Source organism: Alkaliphilus peptidifermentans DSM 18978 (assembly GCF_900101495.1).
Taxonomy (GTDB): Bacteria; Bacillota; Clostridia; order Peptostreptococcales; family Natronincolaceae; genus Alkaliphilus_C; species Alkaliphilus_C peptidifermentans.
In genome coordinates this window covers 173,031-194,775 of sequence record NZ_FMUS01000004.1, presented here as the reverse complement: position 1 = coordinate 194,775, position 21,745 = coordinate 173,031, and the positions used below count along the sequence as shown (strand labels likewise).

Annotated in this window: 18 protein-coding genes and 1 riboswitch; all 18 genes read left to right on the top strand. The window is 33.6% G+C overall.

Annotation, left to right across the window (positions count from 1 at the left end; translation table 11 throughout):
• Positions 1–5 precede the first annotated feature (5 nt).
• The 18 genes from BLP68_RS21635 to BLP68_RS04810 all read left to right on the top strand — a co-directional run bounded on the left by BLP68_RS21635 (position 6) and on the right by BLP68_RS04810 (position 21,738).
• A complete protein-coding gene (locus tag BLP68_RS21635; protein WP_176758868.1) occupies positions 6–182 on the top strand; it encodes a GNAT family N-acetyltransferase in 177 nt (58 codons plus the stop codon).
• Positions 183–291: 109 nt separating this feature from the next.
• Positions 292–1,575: a GTPase HflX gene (gene hflX, locus BLP68_RS04885; protein WP_091540717.1), complete on the top strand. Its 1,284-nt coding sequence runs from the start codon at positions 292–294 to the stop codon at positions 1,573–1,575.
• Between the two features lie 29 nt (positions 1,576–1,604).
• Positions 1,605–2,273 (top strand): HEAT repeat domain-containing protein, encoded by a 669-nt coding sequence (locus BLP68_RS04880; protein ID WP_176758867.1) that lies wholly within the window; start codon positions 1,605–1,607, stop codon positions 2,271–2,273.
• A 130-nt stretch (positions 2,274–2,403) separates the two neighbouring features.
• Complete coding sequence (locus BLP68_RS04875; protein ID WP_091540712.1) at positions 2,404–2,601, top strand: hypothetical protein; 198 nt, start codon at positions 2,404–2,406, stop codon at positions 2,599–2,601.
• 403 nt (positions 2,602–3,004) lie between these two features.
• Entirely contained in the window at positions 3,005–4,714 is a 1,710-nt protein-coding gene (locus BLP68_RS04870; protein WP_091540710.1) for a serine/threonine-protein kinase, read from the top strand.
• Positions 4,715–4,732: 18 nt separating this feature from the next.
• On the top strand, positions 4,733–5,554 hold the full coding sequence (locus BLP68_RS04865; protein ID WP_091540707.1) for a CpaB family protein: 822 nt from the start codon (positions 4,733–4,735) through the stop codon (positions 5,552–5,554).
• The gene (locus BLP68_RS04860) at positions 5,554–6,390 is read left to right on the top strand and encodes a CpaE/TadZ family protein (RefSeq protein ID WP_091540705.1); all 837 of its coding nucleotides are present in this window, start codon (positions 5,554–5,556) and stop codon (positions 6,388–6,390) included. Before BLP68_RS04865 ends, BLP68_RS04860 begins: the two co-directional genes overlap by 1 nt.
• A 33-nt stretch (positions 6,391–6,423) precedes the next feature.
• Positions 6,424–7,881 (top strand): TadA family conjugal transfer-associated ATPase, encoded by a 1,458-nt coding sequence (locus BLP68_RS04855; RefSeq protein ID WP_176758866.1) that lies wholly within the window; start codon positions 6,424–6,426, stop codon positions 7,879–7,881.
• Positions 7,874–8,842 (top strand): type II secretion system F family protein, encoded by a 969-nt coding sequence (locus BLP68_RS04850; RefSeq protein WP_091540700.1) that lies wholly within the window; start codon positions 7,874–7,876, stop codon positions 8,840–8,842. Before BLP68_RS04855 ends, BLP68_RS04850 begins: the two co-directional genes overlap by 8 nt.
• 12 nt (positions 8,843–8,854) lie before the next feature.
• The gene (locus BLP68_RS04845) at positions 8,855–9,745 is read left to right on the top strand and encodes a hypothetical protein (RefSeq protein ID WP_091540698.1); all 891 of its coding nucleotides are present in this window, start codon (positions 8,855–8,857) and stop codon (positions 9,743–9,745) included.
• 15 nt (positions 9,746–9,760) lie between these two features.
• Positions 9,761–9,889 (top strand): hypothetical protein, encoded by a 129-nt coding sequence (locus BLP68_RS22230; protein WP_278278195.1) that lies wholly within the window; start codon positions 9,761–9,763, stop codon positions 9,887–9,889.
• Positions 9,890–9,902: 13 nt separating this feature from the next.
• Positions 9,903–10,355 (top strand): DUF4320 family protein, encoded by a 453-nt coding sequence (locus BLP68_RS04840; RefSeq protein ID WP_091540696.1) that lies wholly within the window; start codon positions 9,903–9,905, stop codon positions 10,353–10,355.
• 60 nt (positions 10,356–10,415) lie between these two features.
• Positions 10,416–10,859 (top strand): hypothetical protein, encoded by a 444-nt coding sequence (locus BLP68_RS04835; RefSeq protein ID WP_091540694.1) that lies wholly within the window; start codon positions 10,416–10,418, stop codon positions 10,857–10,859.
• A gap of 1 nt (position 10,860) precedes the next feature.
• A complete protein-coding gene (locus tag BLP68_RS04830) occupies positions 10,861–11,391 on the top strand; it encodes a hypothetical protein (RefSeq protein ID WP_091540692.1) in 531 nt (176 codons plus the stop codon).
• A gap of 46 nt (positions 11,392–11,437) precedes the next feature.
• Positions 11,438–11,521, top strand: a riboswitch (cyclic di-GMP riboswitch).
• Positions 11,522–11,607: 86 nt separating this feature from the next.
• A complete protein-coding gene (locus tag BLP68_RS04825; protein WP_091540690.1) occupies positions 11,608–18,285 on the top strand; it encodes an OmpL47-type beta-barrel domain-containing protein in 6,678 nt (2,225 codons plus the stop codon).
• A gap of 176 nt (positions 18,286–18,461) precedes the next feature.
• Entirely contained in the window at positions 18,462–19,574 is a 1,113-nt protein-coding gene (locus tag BLP68_RS04820) for an S-layer homology domain-containing protein (protein WP_091540687.1), read from the top strand.
• Positions 19,575–19,593: 19 nt separating this feature from the next.
• Positions 19,594–20,919 carry a hypothetical protein gene (locus BLP68_RS04815; RefSeq protein WP_091540686.1) on the top strand — a complete coding sequence of 442 codons (1,326 nt, stop codon included), beginning with the start codon at positions 19,594–19,596 and terminating at the stop codon, positions 20,917–20,919.
• A 15-nt stretch (positions 20,920–20,934) separates the two neighbouring features.
• Positions 20,935–21,738 carry a copper amine oxidase N-terminal domain-containing protein gene (locus BLP68_RS04810; protein ID WP_091540683.1) on the top strand — a complete coding sequence of 268 codons (804 nt, stop codon included), beginning with the start codon at positions 20,935–20,937 and terminating at the stop codon, positions 21,736–21,738.
• Positions 21,739–21,745 lie beyond the last annotated feature (7 nt).

Sequence of the window (21,745 nt, the reverse complement as noted above, 5' to 3'; positions counted from 1 at the left end):
GTTAGTTGGAGCTTAATTCTATTGAAGGTGTTGTTAGGGCAGATAATATTAAATCAATAAAGCTTTTGGCAAGGAATAATTTTAATAAAAAATCTGTTTTTAAAGAACAACAGCAATTGAAAGATGAAGTTTCGGAGATGATAGTTTATGAATTGACGAATAATAACAAGGAAATAATCTAGAAAATAAAGAACCCAAATTTAATCATTTCATAATTAGTCTATTGTAATAATTTATGAATCCAGTTATTATTAACACATGGAAATTTGTCTGATAATGGGAGTGAAAAAGATGGAATTGGAAAATAATGAAGTGGTTATTAACAGAGCAATATTGGTAGGATTGAATCATACAAGAAGGAAATCTGAAATAAGCATTGAAAGCTCTATGGAGGAGCTGGAAGAATTAGCTAAGGCTGCAGGGGTTGAAGTATTAGCTACAACCACTCAAAATCGCCCTGCAATTGATGTTGCTTTATTTGTAGGTAAAGGAAAGGTTGAAGAAATAAAAACCTTTTGTGACTCTATGGAGGCAAATCTAGTAATTTTTGATGATGAGCTTTCTGGATCACAAATAAGAAATCTAGAAGATGCTATTGGTGTTGATGTTATTGACCGTACAACATTAATACTAGATATTTTTGCACAACGTGCCACAACAAAGGAAGCAAAGCTTCAAGTAGAACTGGCACAATTGAAGTACAGGCTTCCTCGTCTGACGGGTTTAGGAAAAAAGCTCTCTCGATTAGGTGCTGGTATAGGTACAAGAGGACCTGGGGAAACAAAGCTTGAAACTGATCGTAGACATATTTTAAGAAAAATAGATTTTATTAAGGAGCAATTGGAAGAGGTAAAGAAGGTAAGAGAAGTGCAACGATCGCAGCGGATCAAATCAGACTTACCTATTGTAGCTTTAGTTGGTTATACCAATGCAGGGAAATCCACCTTAATGAATACGCTACTGAAAATGAGCTTAGAATATGATGTTGAAAGGGAAGTGTTTGTTAAAGATATGTTATTTGCTACCCTAGAGGTTTCTTTGAGGAAATTGGTGTTTCCAGATAACTTTACTTTTTTATTGACGGATACTGTTGGGTTTGTCAGCAAGCTGCCCCATAATTTAGTGGATGCCTTTAAAGCAACTCTTGAAGAGGTAAATTATGCTGATTTGCTCCTTCATGTTATAGATGCTTCTAATGAGGATTATCATCTGCAAAAGGAAACAACACTTTCGGTTTTAAAGGAGTTACATGTAGATTCAAAAAAGATAATAAATGTTTATAACAAAGTAGATAAAATTGAAGATGTAAGCTTGGTTCCAAAGGAAGAAGGGTCAATTGCTATTTCAGCTCTAAATAATTTGAATTTAGATGAGCTATTGAAGCTAATAGAAGTAGAGGTTGGGGTTAAGACAAATGAGCTTGAGCTACTAATACCATACAGTAAGGGAAGTGTAGCATCCAATATCCATGAAATTGCTTCAGTCGTTGAATCGGAATATAAAGAAGAGGGGATCTATTTGAAAGTAAAGATTCCTTCAACTGAGGTTGAAAAATATAGGGAGTTTATAATGTAGAAAGTTGTTTTGGGGGGATGTACAATAAGATGAAAACACAAGTACTTCATTGGAATAATGTTAATAGTGAAGACGATTTTTCAATAACCTACTTATTATATATGGAAGGCAAGAACATAGAATTAATTAGTAGAATTCGAAATTTACCTGTCGAGGTTATACAGGAGCATATAATCCAATCGAAGATGCTGCTTAAAGGCAAAGGAAAAAAATCAACAGATCAATCATTTTTTGTTGAACTGCTGGCGGCAACAAAAGAAGAGCGAATTCGAATTTTAGAGGAATCCTCAATAGATGATAAGAATGAATTGATTAACTATCTAAAAACAGCAATAGGTAAAATTAATAATGCAGAGGATAAGATGATTGCCATTTGGATAGCTGGTCAAATAAAGGCTATTTCTCTACTTCCCATATTACATGCTGAGGCAGGTCATAAGCATGGAGGTGTAAGAAGAATGGTATGCTCAGCTTTGCGGAAAATTCCTGACAAAAGCAATATTGAAGTTTTACATAGGACACTCCACGATTCAAAGCCACAAGTAAGGCAATATTCTGCTAAAGCCCTGGCTGAAATAGGAGATGAGAAGACATTAAAACGGTTAAGGGGCTTAATAAATAATCCAAATGAGTTGGAGTATGTAAAAAGAAGTTATCAACAAGCCATTGAAAAAATTCAAGAAGGAATAAAAAATTAGCTCGAATTTAATTAAACTTAAATTCGAGCTTTAATTATAAATATGTTTATAATAACAACGTCATAATAAGAGAACAAACTTGTATAATTTATAGATGCTCATTTGAAATTAAGGAGAAGGGATGTTATAAATGACGGTTGAAACTTTTATTAAGAATACACCTGGTTTATTAATATTCATAGTTGTTTTTGGAGGGCTATTAAAACGAGAATATAATAGTTATAATTTCGAAGAAGAATATTGGAAAATTAACTTTTTTATAGATAATCATATGCTTATTGGAGGCTGTTTAGTAGGTGTAATATTATTGATTTTTGCAGTTTTTTGATATTAAAATTAATGATTGAAAGCTATAATGGTTTTTGTTATAATGTCAACAATAATGTAATAAAATGTAATCGCGAATAAAAATTAACAAAAATGGATGTGTTTTTATATGCGCAGTAGCTGGTTAAAGCAATAACTTGAGAGAAACGTTGAAAAATACATATTTTTTTTCTGTAAAATGTAACATAAATCAATTCGAATAAATTACACAAAAACATATTCATATACATAATATTATAATAAAGAAGCTTGTGACTGTTGAAAAAACAAGCAATAACAAGGGTTAGGCTTTTGTAACAATATAATTAAAAATAAACATAAGTTAACATTAAATATGTTAACAAACGTAACACGTGTTACATGTATAATAACACGGCTTACTTTAATTATAAAGGAGGTATTAAATGAATCGTGATAATAACCTACACCAGATGAACACAGAAATAATCAATTCTAGTTTAAAGCATGAAACGGTAGATGATAACCTAATAGGAAAGCTTCTAAAGGGACTATATTTGGTAGAAGGAATCTTAGGGCAGGGAGGAATGGGTAAGGTCTATTTATGTAGAAATATTAAGCTTGATAATTTATGGGCGGTGAAGTATATACCAAATAAACATTATAAATGTAGCCAATTAATTTCAGAGGCTAATATATTGAAAAAATTAAACCATATTCATTTACCTAAAATTATTGATGTATTCAATGATGAAAAAGGAACATATATTGTTGAAAGCTACATAGAGGGAATAACCCTAGAAAACGCCATGGCAAAACATGGTCCTTTCCATGAAAAAAATGTTATAGAATGGGGAAAGCAATTATCAGATGTATTGATATATTTACATAATTTCAAACCCTATCCAATTGTATATAGAGATATGAAGCCCTCAAATGTAATGATCACTCCAGAAAATAAAGCTGTATTAATAGATTTTGGTATTTCAATTGAGTATTCCTTACAATCAAATAGTTCTTATATACCTTTAACACTAAAATTTGCTGCGCCAGAGCAGCTTGAAGGATACGCTGATCAAAGGACAGATATTTTTAACCTAGGAATCATGCTTTACTATTTATTAACAAAAAACTTTCCTACAAGTAACGATATTACAAAGGATCTTAAGGGGATTACTAAGAAACTAATTAAAGTTATAAAGAAATGTATAGAAAAAAATCCAAAAGATCGATATCAAAGGGTTGAAGATTTAAGAACTGAACTTGATTCTATTACAAAGACACCCCTTGAGATTATTGGAACAAATACTATAAAACATATCTATGAAATCCCCTCTGATTATAAAAAAATTATAGCTATATACAGTCCCTTCTCGATTGGAAAAACAACAATAGCTTGTAATTTGGCTAGCCTAATTGTGAAGAAGGGCCTAACAGTTTCATTAATTGATACAGATAGTATAAAAAAAGACATTCAGTATTATTTTGACATAGACTTTACTTCTAATATAGGTAAATTAGCAAATTTGAAAAAAACACTGGATAACAGGACTGATATTAGTAATATTAAAGACTTTGCTATCAACATTTCAAATTTATCGATTTATACTGACCATCGGGATAGTCTCTATAAATTTACTTACGAAATGTTTGATATTATTACCAAGCTTTCAGATTCTAGCGTAATAATAGTTGATATATCCAATAGCTTAAATGATGATGTGCTCAATAAAATTTTGTCTGCCTGTAATGAAAGGCTTCTAATAATAGATAAGTATTTGCCCAACCTATTATCCCTACACTACAAAATGATGAATATAGAAAAGTACAACTTAAGTAACTGTAGCTTGATTATAAATAGAAATATTAATAATAGTAAGCTTAAAACAGAGGATCTATTGGAATTACTAAACTCTGTTGAGGTTTTTGGAAGAAATAAAATTGACTTGAAATTTAAGTATATATTTAATGTACCAAATAAGTTTGATGAAATAATTACTACATTATTAAATGGAGGAGAAACATTATATGGAAATGACTACGAATTTGACGAAGCTATAGAAAATATTGCAATAACATTATATAAACTAAAATCAAAAACAGGTAAATCAAAAATTAAAGGCTTGCTAAAAAGGATTTTTCCTAAAAGATATTAATGAAAGGAGTTATTCCCATTGAAAAAAAGATTTAAGGATATAATACTAATTTTTTTATTTTTGCTTATCTCTATTTGGATTGGCTTTATCCTAGTGCCAAGGGATAACGAAAGGACTAGAGATACAACTATGGTGGTAAGATTAAAGAATGATTTAGGAAGTAATCAAGTGGTTAAATTAACAGATTTAGAAACAATAGAAATGGGCAGCTACGGATTACCAAGAGAGGTAGTACTTGACCCTAATAAAATAGTAGGAAAATATGCTACAACAGATATTCCAAGGGGAATACTGGCACTAGATACAATGTTCCAAGATGACCAAATACCAATCAATTCTTTTCTTTATGAAGATCCAGAGTTGGATGCCATCTCCTTTGATACCAATTTAGCTAGGGCAGTTGGTGGTATTCCTGAGAGGGGAGACTTTGTTAAGGTGATTATCTATATGAAGGGCTCTGAATATGGACAAGCAAGTAGAATTATTATGCATGATGAGCTGGAAAATTTAGAGGTTATTAGTATTTCCAATGCTAGAGGAACTAACCTTGACATGGTGGATGAGAAAAATACTAACGATAATGTAATACCAGGAGTTGTTACTGTAAGAGCTAATGCAATGCAACAGGCTTTAATTGTACAAGGTATGTATGACGGAATTATCCACTTAGCCCTAAGACCTAGAACTATTAATCAAAAAAACAATGTAGTATTTAATGATACTTCAACTACTACAACTACTACCGAAACAAACGGGAATGAAGAAATAACTAGTGAAACAGAAGAAGTTGAAACAGAAGAGTCCACCAGCAATAGTGCTACAGGGGGGTTCGGTAGCTAATGAAGAACTTAGATAAAAAGGTTTATGCTATTTGGTCTCCAAAGGCCGGAGTAGGAAAGAGCTTTTTAGCAGCACATTTAGCAAAATTATCATCACAAGATGGATATCTAACGGGTGTTATTGATTTTAATAGGCAATCCCCCTCCCTGCCCTCAATATTAGATATCCATCCTCCCAATGAAAAAAGCTTGAAGGAGGCTTTACTTACTGATAAAGACAGTGATGTTATTATTAACTTTCATAATAATGATAAGAAGGATAAAAATATATTCTGCTTAGCTCTTAACTATAACAACAAAGTGGATGAACTTAATGAATTAGAGGATGATAAAGTATTAAGGCTACTTGAACTAGCTAGACCCAAGTTCAACATTCTATTCCTTGACCTTCCAACTTCCTATTACGAGCTAACAAGCTATGAATCGTGGAAGTATGCGGATAAAATCATAGTGGTAATAGATAATGATTATAACTCTATTGTTGCACTAAAGGGTTATTTGAAACAGTTTAGTGAGATTAATATCCCTCTTAGTAAATTAGTGCTAATTATTAATAAGAATCTTGGAATATTAGATTTTAATGAAGTAAAAGAAATATCAGGACTTCACGTAACGGCTAAAATACCATTTTACAAGCATGTAATTAAAGATTTGAATGAAGGTAAGACAGTCTTCGAAAATGGTGGTAGCTATAAGGATAAAAAAATCATTAAAGGTGTTAATGAAGTTTATAACGCCATTACGAATGAAAAGATTAAACAGGAGCAATCAACTAACGCTAAGAAAGGTTTTAGTCTATTTAAGAAAAAAGACAAAGTAGCAGAGGAGACTCAATAGTCACCATTACTTTATTGTATGGGAGGTAGTATTTTGGGGAATGTAATACCTAATATTAATAAAGATAAGTATGAAGCTGGGATTAAACTAAGACAAAATGAAACATCTGGCGCGAAGGGTTCAGTTGAGTCCAGCGATAGATCATTAGAATATGCAGTTAAAGAGGTAAGGGGCTATCTTACTACAAATTATCCAGAGATATTTGAAAATACTCTTAACGATAGCAATGCAAGAGGAAAGATTAAAGATTTGATAGGAAAATATGTTGAGGATAAGGCCATTAAAGTAGATGGCATTGAAGGACTTGAAGAAACTATCGCTATGATTACCTCTGATATTATCAATTTTGGACCTATTACTGAATTTCTTGATGAGGAAAAGGTTGAGGAAATAAGAGTAAATAGTCCTGATGATATAAGAATTGTAATTAAAGGTAAGGAGTATACAACTGATAAAAGATTTTCTTCAATGGAACAAGCAATAACCATAGCAAAGAAAATTGTCAGAAATGTAGGCAAGGGATTAAGCCCCAGTGAGCCAATAGTTGATGCAAGATTAAAAAATGGACAAAGAGTAGCAGTTGTTATTGATCCTGTAGCATTAACCGGTATTAACTTAATCATTAGAAAGCAAAAATCAGAAGTTTTTACCACAGAGAAACTAATTTCATTTGGAACTGGTACTGAAGAAATGTTTGAGTTCCTAGATATAATTATGGAAGCTGATGTTAGTTGTGAAGTAATTGGACCCACCAATAGTGGTAAAACTGCAACAATGCAGACAATTCTATCTAGACTTCCTAATGATAAAAGAACTATTACTATGGAGGATACTGCAGAATTAAATTTAAGGAAGCATGATGAAAAAGGTAGACCTATAAATAATGTTGTTATGTGGGAAACAAAGGAAGGGGTTACCAATTTACTTGACCTATTAAAACAATCCTTAAGACAATCTCCCGAAACAATGGTTTTAGGAGAGATGAGGGGAGAGGAAGCCCAAACGGTTGTTGCAGCCGCCAATACAGGGCATCAAATAATCAATTCCTTCCATGCAAATGGACCCAAAGATGCTCCTACAAGAGTACTTCAAATGTACATGATGGGGAAGACCACGTTAACCCAAGATATGATTTTAGATATGATTATATCTGCCTTCCCTATATGTGTGTTTCAAAAGAAAATGAAGGATGGCTCTAGAAAGATAATGAGTATATCAGAACTTGAGGGCTATGATGAAAACAAAAAGCTTATTTATAGAGAAATTTATAAGTTTAAGGTAACTGGTAGTGAAATATATGATGAAATTCATCCTCTAACTAATGAACCTTATCAACGTAAAGTTATACTAGGCAAGCATTACTTAAACTCCAATATAAGTAGGAATCTATATGAGAGACTTATTGAGGAGGGAATAGATAAGGAACTAGCTGAAAAATACTATAAAGGACCAGTTGAGAAAGTAGAGGATGTAGAAGGAGAGGATGATTAAAATGATTTTCTTCTATAGAAGCATATTAATTATATCCCTCTTTGTATCTCTATTGTTAATTGGAAAAATAGTATTTAGAATTGATGTATTGTCCCTATTTTCATCTACAAAGAAGGTTGATAAGAGGGTAAAAAACTATAGTGCCATACTTAAGGAGCAGCGAAGAAGGGAAATATTAAGAAGTAAGCCAACCTTTAAAGAGACGTTACTTAAAAGAATTAACCTAACTATAGATTTATCAGAAATTGATATGACACTGGATAAGTTTATTATGTATAGCTTAGCTTGTAGCTCAATTGGAATTATAGTTGGAACGATTCTTCGAAATCCATTATTAATGGCTATACTGGGTTTATTAACATCCTCTTTTCCCTTTGTGTATATGCAAAATAAAGCTAAGACAAAATTTCAACTAATAGATGATTTATTGCCCTCTGTTATGGGAAATATTATAGCTCAGTTTTTACATGAAAGTGACATTGTTACAGCTGTAGCAAAGAAACTTGACCAAATTCCAGATCCGTTAAATAAATACTTTGTAACCTTTGTTAATGAAGTGCAAATACTTAATATAGATACTGTAACCGCCCTTAGAAATTTAGGTGATAAAGCAGATAACTACTATTTTAAAGAATTTATAAAACTGGCTATTCAAACGGAGGAACAGGGACAAAATTTAAAGTACACAATGGTTACTATTCCAGAAGATATGCGGGATGTTCAACAGGTTCAAGTTGATTTTGATTTAACTAGAAAGAAGTATAATCGTGAGTTTATTGCTACAATTATATTTTTCCCTTTAAACCTTTTAATTTTAAGGTTTGGATATAAAGCCTACTATGACCTGTTGGTGTATGACTTTAGAGGGAAAATTGCCTTGGGGTTAATAGCAATTGTCCTAGTAGGTATTAGTTACAAAATGTATCTTGATAACAAGCCTATTAAGGTTGAATTAGACTAAAGGAGGTATGATATGTATTTACCTAGATTTTACTCTTTTGTGGTAACCCTTGCAGTATTCTTCATGCTTCTTAGGGCTAAATCGCTATTTATTTTTACACCTAATAATACCTTTGTGAAGAGATATAAAAAGTCGCAAGAATTACTAAAGACCAATAAAGTACCCTTTATAGAGGACGTCTTTAAACCTGTAGCAGAGTTTGTGAATAGCAAGATTAGGCTTGATGATTATTCAAGGGCAAAACTTGAAAAAAACTTACTAAGGGTAGGAGAAAAAATTACACCTGAGCAGCACCAAGCAAAGAAAATAATATATCCTGGGATAATGCTTTTAATAGGTATAGTGTTTAGCTTTGCCAGCATAGTGATAATGGCAGTATGTGCAATGTTTTCTGTAATAATGTACTTTCAACCGGATGCAGAGTTGGATAAGAAACTTAAAGAATTGAATGGCAATATAATTAAAGAATTCCCCAGATTTGCAAGAACTTTAAGATATTCTCCCCATAAGAACATTATTCATACCATTGAGGATTATCTTAAAGTGTGTAAAGGACCACTGTACTATGACTTAAAGATATTACATGCAAAACTAGAAGCTGGGATGATGGAGAAGGATGCCCTACAGGAATTCTCCGATACCATTGGTATAATTGCTATACAAAACTATATTATGGCAGTTATTACAGGAATAGAAACATCGAGAGATAATGTTGATACCCTCTATGCTATTCAAGAGGAAAAAGTCAGAAAAATGAACTTAGCTAATATAAAGGAAGAAATGATGAAAAGACCAGAAAGACTTGAGAGAAATAATGCAATCGCATTATATTCTATATTTGGAATGAATGCAGTGGCAGTAGGTTTATCCTTTATTGTAGAGTTTGCTTCTCAATTTTATTAAAAGGAGGGGAAATGAATGAATAAAATATTTGGATTAGGTATAGCTGTTGTAGTAACAATTGCAGTATTAGCTATTTTTAGAGATCAAGTTACACAAATTGCTACAGGGTTATTTAATATGTTTAGAACTGCAGTAGGACTATAAGTTGGTGTTATTGATGAAAAGACTTAAAAATGCAATAAAAAACAGATTATCAAACGAAAGAGGCTTAAGTACTCTAGGAGGATTAGTAATTATAATTTGTTTTTTACTTTTCCTCCCCGTCATTACCTATATAACTAATCTCTATTCAACCTATAGGAACCTAAATAATATTGCATCATCTACTGTTGGTTTAGCCAAGAAACAGGGTGGATTTAATCATGAAGTTATACAGTTATATGAGGAACTATTGGATGATTATAATATTGATAGAAGCAGATTACAGACTGTATACGTTCCCCAGGCAAACATGAAGATTAATAAAAGGGAACCTTTAGGAATTGAAATGAGATATGCTATGAATTTCAGAATAATGCAAATGGATAGAACCTACTTGGAGTTTGATTTCGTATTACCAGTAAGACAAAATACTTATTCCCAGAGATTTTTTAGACCTCATGAATTATAAATTTACTATTTCTAAAGGGAGGATACTGATCCTCCTTTTAGATAATGAAGGAGAATCTTTATGAATAAATTCTTATATAAACTAAAATTGAAAATACAAGATGAAGGGGGAGAAGTCCACTTAGATTTAATGGCCCATATGTTTAAAATTTTAGTGGTTACACTTCTTATATTTCAGCTTTCCATCTTTTTAATAGATACCAGTATGCTTTACATGGCCATAAATGAAACCATGCGAAAAGCACAATCGGAGGGGATGATTAGAAGGGATTACTTTGAAGAGCAGCTGATAAGACGTAATAAATTACCCTCGGAGGTTATAGCTGTGGCAGAGCCAAATTTCAATAATTATGCTGGTAAACTGGGAGACAAGCTATCTTTATATGTTGAATACGAGTATAAGGTGAGTTTTTCAGATATGTGGGATATTACACTTCCCATTAGACTTAGAGTATCAGGAACAAATCAGGGGCATTATGGAACTGGATATGGGGGAGGTTGGTAGATTGCTTTATATAAATAAAATAATTGAAAAATTGAAATGCAATAAGGGAGAGTCTACTTTAATCTCTATAGTAAAATTCTTTATATTCTTTGCCATAATTGGTGTAGCAGTTGAGTTTTTCAGATTACAAGCCTTTCAATCCACCATACAAACTAAAATTGAGATCATTGTTCAAGATGCCTTAGAGCTATCGGTGGATGATAGGTATAGGATGGACAGATTAAGTATTATAGACTCTGCTGAAGCTGAGATGCAATTATTTGACTTGTTAATTACTGACCTAAACCTAGATAATAACCTAAGTCCAATGGCTGGAAGTGTATTACAAACACCTTTGGTTATTGAGTCTATCACAATAAGAGAAGGTAGCTTTACGGGTAGTGGGAATAATTTTTATAACCTTGAGTACCCATCCATTAGAATAAGGGGTCATACCCATCAAAGAATTATACTGATACCCTTTTTAGATGAAAGCTTACGACAGATAGAAATACCCTTCAATGTTTACATAGAAAACCGTAGATATAACTAATTTCTACTCTATTATATGCTGAAAAATAACACTACTATAACTCTTTCTACGATAAAAGCAAACCATTGGAAACGATGGGACGCAAAGCCACGGACCTTCTCCATATCTGGATGGTAGCCGAGTTGCCGAATAGGTGGAGTTTTTTATTTTACTATTTCAGAGTAATTTTAAATAGAAAATCTTAAAATATAAATTTATAAATAAAGGGGTGTAACAATGAAAACAAAAAAATTTATTAGCATAAGTATATTACTTACTATGCTATTTACTGTGCTATTAAGCTATGTAGCTATACAGGAAGTAGAAGGAAGTACTGTACTTAGATTAAAGGACTTACCAAAGGGAGCTATAGTTTATGATGATGCATGGACTATCAAATTTTATTCGGATTTAGGCAGTACAGTTAGAAAAACAGGCGTTGTAGATTGGAGGGTAGCTGATAAAAACTATTACGGTAAAAATGAAGTTACTTTAATGTCCAATGAATATTGGAATATTGGTGGAATGTTAGGTTCGTGGAGCAATCGGGCTGACACTAGAATGAGAGATCAGTTTAATGCAGCCGAAGGAGATAAAGAATTATTTCAAAACAACATTATATCAGTCAGGGGAGATGTCAGAACTAATGCTGGCAGTTGGCATATTACTTATGACATAGTCCAATTACCAGATCTCTATTTATTATCCTTGACTGAGCATAGTAGCTGGAGGGTATTTCCTTCTGTTTCAAATGGTAGTATGTTAACAAGAATCAATGGCAACTGGAGCTCAGGCTATGGGCCTACTAGCTGGTTTACTGTGAGTTCAGCTTGGAGCGACGCCCATGATTCAGATTCTGCCAGTGGAATGGCAGTACCCTTTACTAATCTCCATGGAAATACTGGTGTGCAGCTTCAGCCTAATGGTAAATATAAGTTACTGTTAAATGAAATACCTGAAGTAAATATTACTACTCCAGAAGATAGATCAAATACAGATGGTAATCACATTTCAATAGCAGGTACAGTAAAGGATAAAAACACCTATGATACTCTAAAGCTATATTATACAGTATCAACATTACAATTTGGACAAAAAAACTACTTAAACCCTATTGCAGATTATACAGATATACATTTTCAAAATATATCAGCCAATGGTACAGAGCAATCCTTTGGTGGTCTTATACCCAATAATCCTGTTTTCCCTAGAGGTCCTTTAGCGGTTTCAGTGTATGCTGAAGATGATGTGGGGGGCAGGTCAGAGGTGGAGACGATCTTTATCGCCAATAATAATAGTACAAGATATTATTATGATAAATTCAATGTAAATCCAGGAAGTACTACATGGCAAAATACATATGAGTTTTCCGTTACCGCTCCATTTAGTGGAGCTGGATTACCTACACATGTAGATGGTGTTCCAGTAGAATTATATTCAGCAGTAACCCATAATAAGTTAACAGGGATATGGGAGGGAGCTGGCACAAAATTAACTTCTTTACCTCCATTAGGAACACCTATATATACAAATATTGAAAGAAATGGAGAAATTATAAGTGTTAGATTGATACAGGCTAGATCTTGGGACTCAGAGGATGGCTATTGGATTTATTATTGGAATAGAGCGACCATACCAAGCGGTAATATAAAAGGCACATTAAATACCAGTAACGTAATCGCTCGAGAATACTCCCTACCAAACGATGGAATCCACTGGGATGGATTTTGGTATGTAAAAAAAAGTATAGCTAATATGATACCAACAATTACAATAAATAACCCTACAACAACAAAATATTATAAAGCTGGTGAGAATATCTCCTTAAGCGGTACAGTGGAGGATGAAGATAACGACACTGTTACAGTATCGGCTACATTAAATGGAGTACAGAAGTCAGTCAATATTACCAATACATCCACTTCAAAGGAGTGGACATTAACTTGGTTATCTAATGAAATAGCTCAAGGGACATATAATAATGTGGTTGTCAATGCCGATGATGGAAAGGGCGGTACATCAACAGCTAGCCATACGGCAAGTATCATAGTAGATAAAACAGCTCCCAATGCACCTAATATTATGACTAACGAGAACTGGACTAATGCTGCCAGTGTACCTGTTACCATTACCCATGGAACAGATACGGGTGGTAGTGGGGTTAATCGTACAGAGTACTCCCTATCGGGGGCAACTACATTAGGTTGGACTACATACACTGCTGCCTTTAATATCACTAATGCAGGGCAGACAACTATTATCGCTAGGACAATTGACAATGCAAGTAATATCTCCAGTGTATCTACTAAGGCTGTAAAAATAGATAGAATACCTACAACTGGTGTAATAGGAGGTAATGTAAGTGACTGGACAAATGATAATGTTATCCTAACACTTACTGCTACAGATTCAGGCGGCAGCGGAGTAAGGAGAATATCAAGACCTGACAGTACATGGGTTGATGGAAATAGTGCCATCTATACAGTGACAGGTAATGGAACATATAGCTTTACAATTGAGGATAATGCAGGAAATCAAACAACTGTAATAGAAGTGGTGGACAAAATAGACAAAACCAGTCCAGTAGTTGATGCAGATAATAAAGATTATAGCTGGAAAAAAACCGATATTGTTTTTCAGTTGACTTACCATGATGAAGGGGGAAGTGGTTTAAATGCTGGTCAATATCAAGTAACCAACACCGAAGGGGAGCCTTTGGATGGCTGGTTAGATTATGATATACCAATCATAATAAGTTCTGACGGTATATACTATCTTCACTATAGGGCAACAGATAATGCAGGAAATATCACTAAGGGATATTTTGGCCCATATCGAAGGGATACTTTAGATCCTGCAATAACAGCTACCTTATCTACCGAGGAGCATACCAATGAAGATGTAGACATACTTCTTGAATTTCATAGTAATGGAAGCCTAATAGTATCAAAAAAATGGGGGACAGGGACATTATCCATTGAGGAAATTCGGGATGAAGGAACAGACATTGATGAATCAAATACCATTACAGTCTCAGAGAATGGCTACTACACCATATATACAATAGATGAAGCAGGAAATGAAGTAGTAGAAGTTATTGAAGTTAATAATATTGATAAGATTCCTCCTGTGGTTACCGCAGACAATGAGGATAGTCAGTGGCAGAATCAAGATATAACAGTAAATCTTGAATACACTGATGAAGGTGTCAGTGGTTTAGATCTAAAACTATTCAAATTAACAACTAATACTGACATTCCTGAAGAGGATGAATGGGAACCATATAACGAAGAAAAAACAATAGACGAAAGTGGAGAGTACTATATCCATTATAAAGCAAAAGATTATGCAGGTAATGAAAAAATAGGATTCTTTAGCCCATACCGCCTGGACAAAGAAATTCCAACAGCACCTGAGATTATTAGAGAACCAGATATAGACCACAATAGAGATGAATATCAAATCACAATAACACCAGGAGAAGATACCGTATCTGGAATAAAGGATATATTCTATAAATTAACTGGAGCAACAGAAATAGACTGGACTCTATATGAAGAAATTATAGAAATAGAAAACCAGGGAGAAACCACTATTTATGCTAAGAATACAGATAATGCAGGTAATGAAAGTGAAATTACATCCATAACAGTATTAATCTATGGAGAAGCATATGAAATGGCAGTTGAAGCACTAGACAAAGGAGAAGGATTGGTTGATATAGCAAAAGATAGTCAAAGCCAAACAGATGTTGATACTGCAAAGAAAGCGTTGGATGAAGCAAGGGACTTAATAGACCTCCTGCCAGATACAGAAGATAAAACACACCTATTAGAAAGATTAAGTGAACTGGAAGGTGAGCTTGATATAGTACAGACCATCATCAATATTAGAGAGTCTTTAAAGGAGATACAAGAAACATTAGAAAATGCTAATGAAAATCCAACTCAGGATATTGTAGATGCAATACAAGACTTAATAAATGAAACACAAGATTTAATAGATACCCTACCCGAAGGGGAAGAGAAGGACAATTTGCAAAACCAGTTGGATGAGTATAAAGACCAATTAAATGATATTCAAGAAATGGTTGATATAATAAATACTCTTAATATGAAACTGGATAATGCAGATTTAGATTTTACTGTTAATCCTACAAGTTTGGTTTTAGATGCTTTAGATTCTAATCAGTATTACAGCATCATCATAAGAGATATGGAAACCGACACAATAATAATAGATACAACAGCGACAGCATCAATTGAAGTACCAAATACAAAACAAGGGCATCTATATAGTGTAGAATTGAAGGCTTATCACCAGGATGAACTAATAGCTATACGAACCTTTGAAAAGCTTAAGCCAGATTTAATACCTCCAACTATAGAATATGTGTATATATTAAATGGAACCCTTAACCTTAAAGCAACCGATAACTACAAGCTCCATGAAACACCCTATGGCTTTAGAATAGTCAACTTAGGTGAAAATGAAACTACTGTACTAAGTGTTGAGGAAAATGAATTTGGAACCATGATATTAGTAGCAGAGTATGGAGATAACATAAAGAATACTAATTTCTCAACAGATAATTTTATTAAGGTACAGGTACCTAAAACAGTAACAATTACAGTAATTGATTCATACTTAAATGAAACAATACTAACATTAGATGTTACAAAGAATAACGAAGCCCTTTATGGAGATGTACCACAGGATGTAATAGATAAAATTCACGAAGCCAACAGACCACCAAGGGAAGAAAATATAGGTAGTAGTACTAACAATCCTAACACTAATCAAAACCCAAAGCCTAAACCTAATGAAAATAATTCAGGTGTAAATGTAGATCCAAATCTACCATCTGAAGTACAGGAATCCATTAAAGATGCCCTTGGTGAAAAGAATATTAGAGTAGAAGCACCTGCAACAGAAATTAATTCGGGTAAGGGTAAGCTTGAAATTAACGCACAACATTATATTGATGGATTAAAAAATGTACTACAGCAGCATGACTATAACGAACTAATATATTTTAGAATTGATGTAATAGAAAAGGATACAAATTCCTTAGTCTACACCAATATTCTAGAGGATATAGATAAAATCATTATACCCGACTTAGCCGATTCAACCTCATACATTGTTAGAATTAGCTTAATTCACAACAATGTAAGGCTGGCATTTAGAGAGATTGAGAAGCAGACCCATGACGCTACTCCCCCAGTAATAGAAAAGGTAATCATTAATGGAGGAACTATGCAAGTATTCGCCACAGATAACATAAGACTTCACGACTCAGCATATCAGTTCCAGGTGCAATATGCAGGAACAACAGCCTTTGTTAATCCTTATGAAGTTAAAGTGCTTGACAGATATTTTGTTGCAGCCTTTGACTTAGGTTCCATAAGAAATCTTGCTTCAAACTGGACTACAGATGCATGGACTACAGAATCAAGGTTAGGTGGACTTGACACAGGCTCAAAGGTAAGGATTATCGTTAGAGATCATGCAGAAAACTATACTTTATCTGAGATTGAGGTTCAAGAGGATGGAGTATTTTATGACACAGTAAATGGCGATAGCCCATTGAATTTAAAGCCAAATCAGCAGGTATCACTACAAGACATTTTAAATGACTTAATCGACAAAATTAATAAAAGTAATCCTGATGGTTTACCAGACTCCTTCAATATTGATGATTACGAAGTAAGATTATCAGACCCATCAATAGCCTACATTGAAAATGGAAACCTAATAACTAAAGGTAGTGGTAAACTGGTAGTTACATTTAGAAACAAGCTTACAGGTGCAATTTACAAATATTCCATTGTTATATCAGATGCAGCCAGCTTTGATAGACGGATAATAATTCAAACTTCTTCTGAAACAAACCTAGTTAGAGCCTTTGAACATGTGATTAGAAGAGATTTTAGCAACAGTGAGATTGAGTTCTTAAATATAAATGAAGAACTAGGCACAATTAATGATGGATATATCTTTAAGGCAAATGATGAAGAAGGATTGGCAACACTCACATTAACAGATGGAATAAAGGAAGTACCTCTATATGTCATCATAGTAAATGAGAACTTCCCCCAATCTGATATTGAGTTAATAAAGACAAATCTATCTTATATAGTTAAGATGGACCAAACTATTGATATTAAAGAAATATCAGTATTCTATAATGAGCTATTTGATGAAGCCAATAGTCAATATCTAGTTGTGGAAGGAACCGATGATAAGGTAGAGGTATTGGATGCACAGAATATCTACACAGCTAAAGAAGGAATAACTGTTGTAAGAGTTATTGACCTTGTAAAGCAAAAGATTGAAGAAATTGACTTTAAAATTGTAGATATGAATAGTAAAGAAGATGGTGTAAAAAATGTAGGACATTGGGCAGAGGATAGTATTAACAGCATAGTGGACAAGGGTATAGCCAATGGTTATGTTGATGAAACCTTTAATCCTGATGAAGCTGTAACAATACTGGAGTTCTTAACAATGTACAGTAGGACTAAAACCTACATGAAGGATGATGTTAATCAAAGAAGAAATGTTATACCTATAGAGCTAGATAAGGATGATAACTACTACTATATCTTAGAATCATTAAATAACATTACTATATTTGAAATTGAACATATCTTTGGTAAAAATATAGACTTCAATAGATTCATAACCAGAGAAGAAGTTGCAGCATTCATTGTTTTAGAGAATAGATTCAATGGTAATGCTGATGAAACTAAGCTAAAGGATATCACTAAATCTATATATACAAATGAGATTAACCTAATGTATGCAAAGGGCATAATGAAGGGGCATAATGATGTATTTAGACCTCATGACAGTTTAACACAGGCAGAATTGTTTACTGTATTAGAAAGAATAATTAGTAACTTAAAATAGGACAACTGTTGATGGAAGCTTATATTAGGAAGTAAAGCTACATATAAAATACTAATAAAACAAATTTCGTCATAAAGAATGAAGCAAATATAATAAAATGTGGAAATAAGGCAGTATATTGTAATTGTATTAAAGAAGTACAAAAATTACACAGAGAAATTTAGGGGGAATATTAAATGAGAAAAACAATGTCTTTTATCTTAATCACCATGCTTTTAGTATCATCCTTAACAATTGCATATGGGAATATCAATAACACAGTTAATAAATTCAGTGATGTAAGTAAAAATGATTGGTTTACACCTACAGTAGCAAAGCTGGTGGAAATGGGAGGAATACAAGGCTATGATGATGGAACCTTTAAGCCCAACCGAACCATGACCCAGGCAGAGTTTATAAAAACAGTTGTAGCCACACTACATGATGAACTACCTTTAGGACAGGGTGAACACTGGGCAATGAACTATATTAGAGATGCAGAAAAGCTAGGCTACATAGATGGTGGAGAATATAGAGACAGAGATCTAAATAGTGCAATTAACCGTTACCAAATGGCTAAAATCATAGTTAGGGCAGTTGAAGCAAGGGGAGAGAGCTTTAAGGATAATGCCAGTGACTATTCTACTCTTATAAAGGACTACAGTAAAATACCAAATCAATATCAATGCCCAGTACTTAAGGCATATAGCCACGGTTTACTTATGGGATACCCCGAAGATGGAGAGTTTAAGGGTACAAGAAGCTTAACAAGAGCCGAAGCAGCCACAGTGGTTATAAGAATATTTGATAAGTCAGCAAGGGTAACACCGGAGGAACCAAAGCCAAAGGAAGGCAATGTTGAAATAGTGGAAGGAATTGAGTTTGATAGGGATAGAGATATAGCAGATAGATATGGAAAAATGGAAAGAAGTAAGGCCTTGGAATTTGAAATGCTGGTACATGAATCCTACGATTTTTCAGACCCTAAAAAGCTAAAGGGATATTTACCAGAATTGCCAGAAGGATATAAGTGGCAACTAGGGTTTACTGTTTATTATAAAGAGGGCAGTAATGTTTCTGCTAGTAATAGTCAAGCAATAGGACATGGATTTGATACAACAAACACTGGAAATAGCTTTGAATTAGAACTATGGGGAACGTGGGAACAGGTGGAAAGAACAGTTTTTCTAGCAGGGGTAAGAAGAGTAGATAATAACGCAACAGATGGATGGTCATTATTTGATAAATCTAAAAATGAAATTTCTGTTAGAGATAATAATGGTAATGTATTAGATACAATTAAAAAATAGTCTATAGGTGGTGAACTAAGTGAAGAATAAACAGTTTAAAATACTTTCCTTAATAATATTATGCTTTATATTACTTCAACTTAATATCCCACCGGTGGAGGCCTCAACCTCATATATTGAAATGGATTTTGACACAGAGGTGGGGGAGGGTGCGAATCATATTGGCACCAACAACCCCTCCCATGATATGAGGATATGGCACTGGTCCGGCGGATATTGGGGTAATGATCACTTTAGAATCGAAGATGATGAAATGGATATGTTAGCTAGTGGTGAATTAAGTCATGATGCATTGGATGTAACCTATACTTTAAAGGAAGACTTACCCGATAGAGTAATTACATTCTTAAATAATGGCGGCAGCTGGGATGATATTGAAATAGTATTTTCCATGAAGAGGAATGATGTAGTTTGGTACGATATATTTAGAGAAAAGCCCCAGTGGAGAATTAATGGGAATCAAATTGAAACCATTATAAAGCCGAAGTTCGTTGTTGATACAATAGATATTATATATGATAGTCCTCAAATGGCTCTAAGGATGCCACAAATCTATGAACCCTACGGACAACAGGTTTACTCAGTTTTTACCCCGGGTGGAAGTCATTTAGGGGCCAGTTGGGATATAGAGTATAAGGATATAATAAGCCATCATGGAGAACTTAGAAAAGACAAAAACTATGAACATAAACGCTGGAATGGTGGTTCAGATGGAACAAAGGACGGCTCCCAAATGAAGATAGGTCATGGTACCTTCAGTGGTGGTGGAGCAATAGCATATGAATTTTGGTTTCAAATAAAAGCAGAATTTTATATTAAGGATACCAATGAAGCAGAAACCCACTTTATGTATTCAACCTTTAATAACTATACAATAGATAGAACAGCAGAAAAGAATAAACACACCTTTTGGATGTTATCTCCCTATGGTAACAATGGAGACGAAGAATTTGTAGTGGAAATTAGATCCTATATGTTTGCTCCAGAAGGATGGTTAGATAAGGTTACATATGATATAGAGCATATAAAATTTGACAAAGATACCTTTATAAACTTCTTAGAATTTAAAGCAGAAGGAACACCGATAGATGCCACCATATACCGTAAGGGTATAGAAAGGGAAGACTTAGCCGACAGGTTTAAGGAACAATTCTTTAGAGGATACACTAGAGAATATAAGGGAGAAACCTATTATTACTACGACTTCTACAATTCCCATGGTGATGGAGAAAAGTACCCTACTAAAAAGGGACTTAGAAACGTACCAAGTGACAATCTTAATGACTACCTAAATCAATTTAATATGGATATAGATGAATACCAATATATGATTATGAATCCATAGAAGGGGGTGCAACAGATGATTAAGAAACTTACTATTTTAATGATAATGCTTATACTACTAAGCTATACCCCTATATTCGCTGGAGAATCGGTAAATGATGGGGGATATAAAGAAATACCCTTTAAGTTTTTTCAAGATGGAGATATTATAGCAGAACTGGAGCTATTAAATAATGAAGGGGTAACAGAATCTAGATACATTTATATGAGTCCTTTTTTAGAGGATGATGAACAAATAGTAGCACAACTACTTAATATCTATCAGCAGCAGGATAATATTAAAGAGATACTTACTATAAATGGAGTAACTTTAAAGGATACAGTCTACTGGGAGTTTGCAGGTGCAATTGACCCCAGTAAAGAGATTTCCCTTGAGAATCAATATAACCGTGGTAAAAACCATGATATGCTGGAACGTAAACCCGACAAACCAACAACTTCAAAGGAAACAGGGGAAACAAGAATTGTAACAATATATGTTGATAATGTAAAGCTTGAGACAGATGAAGATGCCCATATATTAAACGGTAGAACAATGGTGCCCTTTCGGGCAATAGGAGAAGCCCTTGGAGCAGAGATAGGCCACTACTTTTTAAATGATGACCTTCGTGTAATATGGGCAATAGGACGTAACACAAAGATAGATTTAAAGATAGATGATTATAGAGTCTTTAAGGATGGCAAGGATATATTTATGGATCAGCCCGCCATCATAAAGGGCAATAGAACCTTTGTACCAGTAAGGTATATTGCAGAACTCTTTAATTGTAAGGTTGAGTGGGATAACGAAACTTCATCTGTATATATTACTACTAAATAGGGAGGTA

What these genes read in the sequence shown, in the direction of transcription:
- hflX (WP_091540717.1), top strand. Translation starts at nt 292, where the DNA reads ATGGAATTGGAAAATAATGAAGTGGTTATTAACAGAGCAATATTGGTA.
- BLP68_RS04880 (WP_176758867.1), top strand. Translation starts at nt 1,605, where the DNA reads ATGAAAACACAAGTACTTCATTGGAATAATGTTAATAGTGAAGACGAT.
- BLP68_RS04875 (WP_091540712.1), top strand. Translation starts at nt 2,404, where the DNA reads ATGACGGTTGAAACTTTTATTAAGAATACACCTGGTTTATTAATATTC.
- BLP68_RS04870 (WP_091540710.1), top strand. Translation starts at nt 3,005, where the DNA reads ATGAATCGTGATAATAACCTACACCAGATGAACACAGAAATAATCAAT.
- BLP68_RS04860 (WP_091540705.1), top strand. Translation starts at nt 5,554, where the DNA reads ATGAAGAACTTAGATAAAAAGGTTTATGCTATTTGGTCTCCAAAGGCC.
- BLP68_RS04850 (WP_091540700.1), top strand. Translation starts at nt 7,874, where the DNA reads ATGATTAAAATGATTTTCTTCTATAGAAGCATATTAATTATATCCCTC.
- BLP68_RS04845 (WP_091540698.1), top strand. Translation starts at nt 8,855, where the DNA reads ATGTATTTACCTAGATTTTACTCTTTTGTGGTAACCCTTGCAGTATTC.
- BLP68_RS22230 (WP_278278195.1), top strand. Translation starts at nt 9,761, where the DNA reads ATGAATAAAATATTTGGATTAGGTATAGCTGTTGTAGTAACAATTGCA.
- BLP68_RS04840 (WP_091540696.1), top strand. Translation starts at nt 9,903, where the DNA reads ATGAAAAGACTTAAAAATGCAATAAAAAACAGATTATCAAACGAAAGA.
- BLP68_RS04835 (WP_091540694.1), top strand. Translation starts at nt 10,416, where the DNA reads ATGAATAAATTCTTATATAAACTAAAATTGAAAATACAAGATGAAGGG.
- BLP68_RS04825 (WP_091540690.1), top strand. Translation starts at nt 11,608, where the DNA reads ATGAAAACAAAAAAATTTATTAGCATAAGTATATTACTTACTATGCTA.
- BLP68_RS04820 (WP_091540687.1), top strand. Translation starts at nt 18,462, where the DNA reads ATGAGAAAAACAATGTCTTTTATCTTAATCACCATGCTTTTAGTATCA.
- BLP68_RS04810 (WP_091540683.1), top strand. Translation starts at nt 20,935, where the DNA reads ATGATTAAGAAACTTACTATTTTAATGATAATGCTTATACTACTAAGC.